The sequence below is a fragment of the Catenibacterium sp. genome (assembly GCF_052354645.1).
In the GTDB taxonomy this organism is placed as follows: domain Bacteria; phylum Bacillota_I; class Bacilli_A; order Erysipelotrichales; family Coprobacillaceae; genus Catenibacterium; species Catenibacterium mitsuoka_A.
This window is the reverse complement of sequence record NZ_DAWDDM010000354.1, coordinates 1-1,714: the sequence shown is the minus strand read 5'-3', so window position 1 is coordinate 1,714 and position 1,714 is coordinate 1. Positions and strand designations below refer to the sequence as shown.

General features: G+C 35.8%; 2 protein-coding genes. Both read right to left on the bottom strand.

The genetic code is table 11. From position 1 onward, the window contains the following. Nucleotides 1-59: 59 nt before the first annotated feature. Nucleotides 60-386 (bottom strand): hypothetical protein, encoded by a 327-nt coding sequence (locus ACT8VG_RS10920; protein WP_444195893.1) that lies wholly within the window; start codon nucleotides 384-386, stop codon nucleotides 60-62. A gap of 319 nt (nucleotides 387-705) precedes the next feature. Continuing rightward, a partial coding sequence (locus ACT8VG_RS10915; RefSeq protein ID WP_444195892.1) for an ABC transporter substrate-binding protein occupies nucleotides 706-1,714 on the bottom strand: 1,009 nt, incomplete at its 5' end.

The window sequence follows — 1,714 nt, the reverse complement described above, 5'->3', positions numbered from 1 at the left end:
CCTTTTAACCTATGAGAATTCATATAAGGGGGAGATTGTTCTTTCTGCTTTCAAACTTCTCAACCTATGCGATGCAATATGTTCTCAAACTTTTCCGGCTCACTCCGATAGATCTCTGCCATTTCCGCGATCGTCTTTGCTACATTTCCAGAAAGCCCCTGCTCCCCATCCGTCATCAGATAACGCAAGAGCTCGTACTGAAACTTCATCCCATTGAAATTCCGAAAACGCTCGTCGATTTCCAGCCCTTTCGAAATGGCTCTTTTTCGCAAAACATCAGAAAGTTGATGAAGAAGCTCATTCTTTTGAGAAGGCGTGGCCTCGATCCTTCTATAGGTATCCACCAGCAAGGCAGCCTCTTCCTCATCCCAGATCACTCGTTTCATACAATCACTTCTTTATATAGATACGTATCACAAGTATATTCACCATTTAAACATAATGAGAGGAATATATTATCACCCATCATCCATTACTATTAATTCCATCAGATGACCGAGATAAAATAATGCTGCCTTCTTCTGGAATTCTCTATCATTAAAAATTCTATAGATTTGTTGTTTTATTGCTCGTACACTCACATCATACAAGATACCCATAATTTTCTGCGCAAACCATATATACTCATAACATTTTTACGCCATCCGGCTAGTCCACAACAGAAGCAAGATAGGTCAGCTTAACAATTGGCTTCACTTTTTCACGTCATTCAGAGCACAAATCAGGATATAAACCATTTCGAATCAGTTGAATACCATTTACTGTTCTAACTCCAGTAGCATACTTATCATACAAAGAAATCGGATATATTCTATTGTTTTTTACTACTTTTAGCGAACTATACATTGGAGATGAAAAAGTCTCATATATATCCTGTTTCATTTCGTCGCTAAAATAAACAACAAAAATCACATCTGGATCTAATTTGATCAACTCTTCACTACTAACCGTTCTCTCTTTTACAGGCATATAGCCACCCAATTGTTGAACCATATCGCCTACTAGCCATCCAGAGTCATAATTAAAAAAACCATTTCTATTTTTTTCTATCACCATTACTACCTGCTTTTCTCGATCTTCCGTTTCACTTTTTACACTGTCCAATTCTTGATGAATTTCTTTGATCATCTGATCTGTTTTATCTTTATGAGAAAAATTCCGCCCCATATCATCTAAGAATTTACACTCATCCTCAATCGTTCCCTGAGATAATAAATGATTAGAAGTAGCTACCACATATGTTTTAATTCCCCGGGAATTCCACCAATGCGTTGATTTTCTGAATACGGAAGTAAAAGTTGACTTCCATCCTAATATAAAATCTGGCCTTTGCGCTAAAGAAGATTCAGTATTCAATTCAGCAGCTCCAAAAAAATGAACCTTTTTTATTTCATCAGGATATTTATTACTCAACTCTTTATAAGCTTGGCTATTTTTTTGTAGAGGTGTATTTATAACGCAATCTCCTTCTCCTAGTGACAATATGGTTTCTAAGGAATTGCGCTCACTAACTATAACCCTAGTTGGTTTACAATAAAATGTCATAACTTGCGGATGACCTTCAGAATCATATGTTTGTACATTTTGTGGATAATTTGATACTTTTGATAAAGCAAGATTATTCGAGGACTCATATTCTTGAGGTGCTTGTACATTGTATTGACAAAGCCCTATTCCTATAATAATAAATAAAGTTACAATCCCTGTTATATAT

What these genes read in the sequence shown, in the direction of transcription:
- ACT8VG_RS10920 (WP_444195893.1), bottom strand. Translation starts at nt 386, where the DNA reads ATGAAACGAGTGATCTGGGATGAGGAAGAGGCTGCCTTGCTGGTGGAT.